We start from the raw sequence: 5,943 nt of genomic DNA, 5'->3' as shown, positions 1-5,943 counted from the left end.
TATACAGAAAGCATTCAGACAAAACTGTCGCCAATCTGATTGAAAAATTCAGAAATGATGATGATATTGAATACTCTGTAAGAGGTCAGGCCGACCTGGCCGAGCAGAATGAGGTCAAATCCATCATAACTTTGATGTGGTATCTATCTAGAAACACAAAGTTAGGTTATGTTCCATCTAAAGATGAACTAAATGAAATGAACCTTAAAGCATTTTGCGGTGAATACTTCCAACCTGTATTCTGGTCACTTGAAGATTCAACTAAATCATATCTTTGTGAGCTGCAGGATTCCTATTACAGTGAAATTTTAAGAATTGAAAATGAAGTAAGAAAAAGCCGTGGTGACGGTACCGTAAGAGCTGTTCACAATGTCAAGAAAAACGAAGATGCCGATACACTCACTGAAATCTTCAAAAACCTCCAGTTGCCAGTAATTGACATTGAAAAAGTCCATGAAAATGACAGGGATTTCTTTTTAAAGCTGGATGAAATCAAATCAGAAATTGAATCTGAAGAGCCTCCAGCAATTCTTGAAGTATTCTACGAGCTGATTTCTCTTGGAGATCTCTTTAGTGATGTTGATGCTAACTACAGCAAAATTGCCAACCTTGCAATAATTACCCAGACAATCAGCAATTATGAATCATTCATATCTGAAACTGATTTAAGAGGAGCAGTGTTTTTCATTGCAAATTCCATTAAAAACTATGAATCCTATCAAAAAGCGGTTGAAGGCGTTCAGATGATGACAATCCATGCCGCCAAGGGTCTTGAGTTTCCGGTGACTATTATTACATCACTTGAAAAGGACAAGTTTCCTATGGTTTCCAGAGATCCTAACCGTGAAAAGGACTACATTTTCCCGAATGATACATTCTACACTCCAAATGAATGTCTTGATTATAAAACAATTCTTAAGGAAGATGAAAATGGTGAACTTGTCCGCAAAACAATAACCATTGAAGAGGAAAACCGTCTTAATGATGAGGAGGAAGAAAGGGTTTTATATGTTGCAATGACCCGGGCTGCGGATTTACTTATTTTATCAACAATCGGTGAGATGCCAGCACAAATTGAAGCGATTCAGGACTGCACAGTTCCGTTTACAATGGACGATTTAAGTCAGGTTGAAATTCATGAATCCTATGATGCTTCTGAAAGCGAGCAGATTGTTTTAAACTATTCTAAATACACACAATACAAATCATGTCCATTAAAGTATGATTTAGGATATAATTTAGGATTTACAAGGCCAGGTATCAAGTATGCAAACAGGGGTTCAGTATTTCATGAAATAATGGAGAAATGCAATCTGAAACTATTAGATGGTATTAAGCTAAATGGTGAGGAATTGTCACATATTACCCGTGATGTTTACATGTCAATGTTTGATATTGAAGAAAATCCGCAAGAGTTTGATGAGTTTAAAAATAATGTAATTGATTATTATAATAAATATTCAGTTAATAGAGATGTTCTTGCTGCTGAACTTCCGTTTGAAATTGATAAAGGAAAATATCTGTTAAACGGTGCAATTGATTTAATTTATAAGACTGGTGAAAAAGAAATTGTTATTCTGGATTACAAATATGCCGAATATGATGAAAATCATGTAGATGGATATATCAAACAGTCTTATATTTATGCGGCCGCTTTAAGTGAACTGGAAGAGTTTAAGGATTACACAATCAAAAAAGCTATTATCCATTTTGTTTTAGGTGATTATCGCCATGAAGTTGAAATCAACGAGGAAGTTATGGCAAATGAGCTTAGGGGACTGGAAGAAGTTGCAGTTGAAATAGAAAATGGTGAGTTTTCAAAAGATTTAAAAGACTGCGACTACTGTTCATATAGAATGATTTGTAAATCAAATGAATTTAAAGTGGTTTAAACTTTAATTTGAAAATAATATTTTGGACAAATCAGCCATATATAAGTTTAATCTCAAAGATGATGATAATTAAAGTTATCACATGATATTTAGGATTATCATATGATTATGCAAAGCAATAAATTGTATATTGAATATATTGTTGATAATATTGCATTTCAATCTTAATTGTAAACTATGTGAAATAGAGGAATAAAATGAACGGTAGAGACAAATGCATACTAATTAATCAGATTAGACAAAAAATTGCTGATAACAATAATATTGATTTTGTTATCTATGACTGTACTTTTGAAGGCGATTGCACTGGAAGATGTGCTAAATCAGATTCTGAGCTCAACTATCTTGAAGGAGAACTTGAAAAAAGACAAAACGAAGGTGGGAAATTAAACCTCAAAGGTGTTTTTACTTTAGATATTGATAAAAAAACAAAACAACCTTCTCCGGATAAATCTCTAAACCGTCAGGAAAAACTGGAAGAGCTCAGGGAAAATCCATTTTTAAGCAATCTTCCTCCGAGATATCTGGACAATCTGCTTGATTAAAATCAGCATGCCAAAGATTGGTGATTTTTCTAATAGTTCAAATAAAATCTGTAAAAAATAATTTTAAAGTTGTTTCTGCTTTGTGAAAGTGGAAATATTTAACTATTTTTTAAGCAATATTACTTATCAAATGCTCTTGGAAAAGATAATTTTAATAGTTAATTTATAGTTAACTTATGATATCATTTACACAGAATCTCATTTCAATCAGGAAAAACCATGCAGACATATGTTGGATTGTTGAAAATAAATCAGAGCACAATATTGAAGATGCAATTGCCTATTCCAATCTCTTTTCACATAATTTCGGCCAAATCGGGATTGGTGGAATTAAAAGTATCACATTTAAAGTGCCGCTTGAAAAAACATTTCTTTTAGACGGAGCATTTATCAATTATATTTCAGATAATGAGACAGTAATGTTAAAGTCAAACATTTTAAGAAATTTTTAGATGAGTGTTAAAATGAGTTGGACATACAGCAGTTATTCAAAAATCGATGAAAAATCACAAAAATACTTCCCATTCGAAAAACCCAGACAATACCAGCTTGAAACAATCTCAGAAATAATGGAAGCAATCAAAAAAGGATATAAATACATAGTCCTTGAGGCTGGGACAGGTACAGGTAAATCAGCAATAGCTGCAACTCTAGCTCAGATTTTTGACTCATCATACATTTTAACCATCACTAAACAGTTACAGGACCAATATTTAAATGATTTTAAAGATTTAGGATTTAAATTGGTTAAAGGAAGATCCAATTTTCAATGTAAAAAGTATTTAGAAGATGGAGTTCACCAAAGCTGTGATTTGGGAAGATGTGTAATTGAGGGGTATAAATGTAAATATTCTCTTAATAATCATTCAAACAACAAAATCACAAAGGAAAACACATGTGAATATTACTTCCAAAAATTTCAGGCCATGAACTCACAGGTTACAATCGCCAATTACCCCTACATGTTTCTGGAGCTCAATTATGTTGATGATTTTTTCAAAAGGGAGCTTATGATTTGCGATGAGGCCCACAACATCGAAAGCATGATAATGAACCAGCTGACTCTTGAATTTGAAAGAAATGACTTAAAGGAATATCTTAAAGTCAACCTTTCAAAGGAACTCGTAAACCAATTAAATGAAGGGGACTACAATGACTGGATTCACTTCATTACAAAAATCAAAACCAAATACGAACAGGAACTTTCCAAAATTGAAAACCTGAACAAGCCAGAACTGTCTGAAAAGATAATGTTTATCAAAATGCAGATTAATGACTGCAGGAGATTCCTGGACCAGATTAACATTGACCCAAGCATGTGGATTTTTGACTATGACAAAAACAATAAAATCGCACAGTTCAAGCCATTGAAAATTGACACCTACGCCAAAAATACTCTTTTCAGATACGGTGAAGTCTGTTTATTTATGAGCGCAACTATTTTAGATTACAGACTCTTTGCACACTGGCTTGGAATTTCACCCGATGAGATATATGCAATAAGGCGAAAAAGCCCTTTTGATATTAAAAGAAATCCGATAAAAACCTATTCCGGATTTAACATGTCAAAAGACCATCTAAAAGACAGCGCTCCAAGAACAATCAATACAATCAGGGATATTTTAGACAAACACAAAAATGAAAAGGGCATCATCCACACAATCAGCGGTCAGTGCAGGGATTTTCTAATTTCAAACATAAAAACAGACAGGTTCATTTTTCATGATACAAAAGACAGATCAGAAATAATTGATGAATTTAAAAAATCAAAACAACCTTTAGTTTTGGTATCACCATCAGTTAACGAAGGTGTTGACCTTCCGGGTGATGAATGCAGATTCCAGATAATCTATAAAATACCTTATCCTGATTTGGGAGACAAACAGACTGCCCTTAGAGCTCAAATAGACCCTAAATGGTATAACTACAAGACATCTTTGGCTTTGGTTCAAACTCACGGCCGTGGAATGAGATATAATGAAGACTTCTGTAGGACATATTTCATTGACAGCAGATTTATCAGTTATGTTTTTGACAATCCATTCATTCCGGAATCATTTAAAAGAGCAATAGATGAATATGTGCGGATTAATACCTCAGATGAGATTATTGAAGATGCCTTATTTAAAAGGAAATATGAATTAATAAGGAAAGGAAAAGCCCTATCTGATAAAGATGATTATGAAAATGCAATTAAATTCTACAAGACTTTGCTTCATGATGATTTATTTGCAAATGACTATTATCCTTATCTGGAACTGGCTGAGGCCTATGATAAATTAGATATGTATGAAGAGGAAACAAAAACCATCATTGAATTTTTCAAATCAGGAATCTATGCAACTGAAAATGTTATTGATAATTTCAAAAAACGTTTAAAGTTACTTGACGGCAGAGGATATTTTGACTGTGAATCTCAGATGAGTAATCTTGAATCTGAATTCATGAAAAAAAGAAGCATGGCAAAAAGAAACCAATCTGCTTCAAATGTACCTTTAGCAGATAAAATCATAAATATAACTAGAGATTAAAAGTAAACTTAACTCTTAAATTGAATTTTAAAAGAAGTGATAATTTTTAGTTAATAGTGCAATAATATAATCAATATCAAAATTGTAGGCATGCTACAATTCTAACCCTTGATATTGATTAACTTTAATTTATATAATAGAGGTTTGTACCTCCAAATAGAATATTAAAATTAATATTATTTAAATTTTAAGATAAATGACCTCTATCAGTTATTAATAACTATTTTATGGAAATTTTGATTTTAATCCGGAATTTGAAATTCAAAATAACAAATTGTATCTGCTTAAAAATTTTCCAACTACTTTAAATAAGTTTTATTATAAATTAAATTCATGCAAAACTGGAAATCGTATTTTGAAGGTAAAATCCTATCACGCGGACTTGATTATTATGAATATGGTGATGTAAGGATTCATGATTCCTCTCCACAACATGTTGAAGCTCAGGTTGAAGGTTCGCGTACATATAACATTGAATTAATTTTAAAGATTCACACATTACTTCAATGTTTGTGACCGTCCTTATTTTGAATGTTATGATAACTGCAAACATTTACAGTAGTTTTATATTACCTCGATGAACATCCAGAAATAATGAGACAACGTGATTTTGAAGAGGTTCTCTCAAGATGCACCTATGGTGACTGATAGAATTTCTATCCAATGAACTTCAAAAAAATACGGTTTTGCCCAATAAATTAAAATATTCAAGGACAATGGTCTTGATGAGGCCTACTACATCTCCAAATTACATAATTCATTTAGGATTCTTTTAACATTTTAAAATTTATCGAACTGAATTTAATGATCTGATGGAACTGGGACAGTATGATATGCTTTTTAGACTGTGCAAAGTTTTAATTGACCGTATCTGTTGATTAAAATCAAAAAATAATGATTCATCTAAAAAATTTTAAATATTTTTAAACACAATATATAATTAATTTTAAATATTTGTGGTGTTTATATGGATGT

The 5,943-nt window shown here is 31.9% G+C and carries 5 protein-coding genes; all 5 read left to right on the top strand.

What is annotated here, in order from left to right; translation table 11 throughout:
• Positions 1–1,892 (top strand): 3'-5' exonuclease (locus ACKI2P_RS09855; protein WP_407377251.1); only part of this gene is annotated, 1,892 nt, incomplete at its 5' end.
• A gap of 197 nt (positions 1,893–2,089) precedes the next feature.
• The gene (locus ACKI2P_RS09850) at positions 2,090–2,437 is read left to right on the top strand and encodes a hypothetical protein (protein ID WP_407377250.1); all 348 of its coding nucleotides are present in this window, start codon (positions 2,090–2,092) and stop codon (positions 2,435–2,437) included.
• Positions 2,438–2,613: 176 nt separating this feature from the next.
• The gene (locus tag ACKI2P_RS09845) at positions 2,614–2,889 is read left to right on the top strand and encodes a hypothetical protein (RefSeq protein ID WP_407377249.1); all 276 of its coding nucleotides are present in this window, start codon (positions 2,614–2,616) and stop codon (positions 2,887–2,889) included.
• On the top strand, positions 2,890–4,968 hold the full coding sequence (locus ACKI2P_RS09840; protein ID WP_407377248.1) for a helicase C-terminal domain-containing protein: 2,079 nt from the start codon (positions 2,890–2,892) through the stop codon (positions 4,966–4,968).
• Positions 4,969–5,301: 333 nt separating this feature from the next.
• Entirely contained in the window at positions 5,302–5,484 is a 183-nt protein-coding gene (locus ACKI2P_RS09835; protein WP_407377247.1) for an SWIM zinc finger domain-containing protein, read from the top strand.
• Positions 5,485–5,943: the final 459 nt, after the last annotated feature.

The organism is Methanobrevibacter sp. (genome assembly GCF_045541095.1).
Classification (GTDB): domain Archaea; phylum Methanobacteriota; class Methanobacteria; order Methanobacteriales; family Methanobacteriaceae; genus Methanocatella.
The sequence above is the reverse complement of the archived record's forward strand: the minus strand, read 5'-3'. Positions and strand labels throughout refer to the sequence as shown.

Bases quoted from the DNA above. Each gene is read 5' to 3' on its own strand.
- ACKI2P_RS09850 (WP_407377250.1), top strand. From the start codon at position 2,090: ATGAACGGTAGAGACAAATGCATACTAATTAATCAGATTAGACAAAAA.
- ACKI2P_RS09845 (WP_407377249.1), top strand. From the start codon at position 2,614: ATGATATCATTTACACAGAATCTCATTTCAATCAGGAAAAACCATGCA.
- ACKI2P_RS09840 (WP_407377248.1), top strand. From the start codon at position 2,890: ATGAGTGTTAAAATGAGTTGGACATACAGCAGTTATTCAAAAATCGAT.
- ACKI2P_RS09835 (WP_407377247.1), top strand. From the start codon at position 5,302: ATGCAAAACTGGAAATCGTATTTTGAAGGTAAAATCCTATCACGCGGA.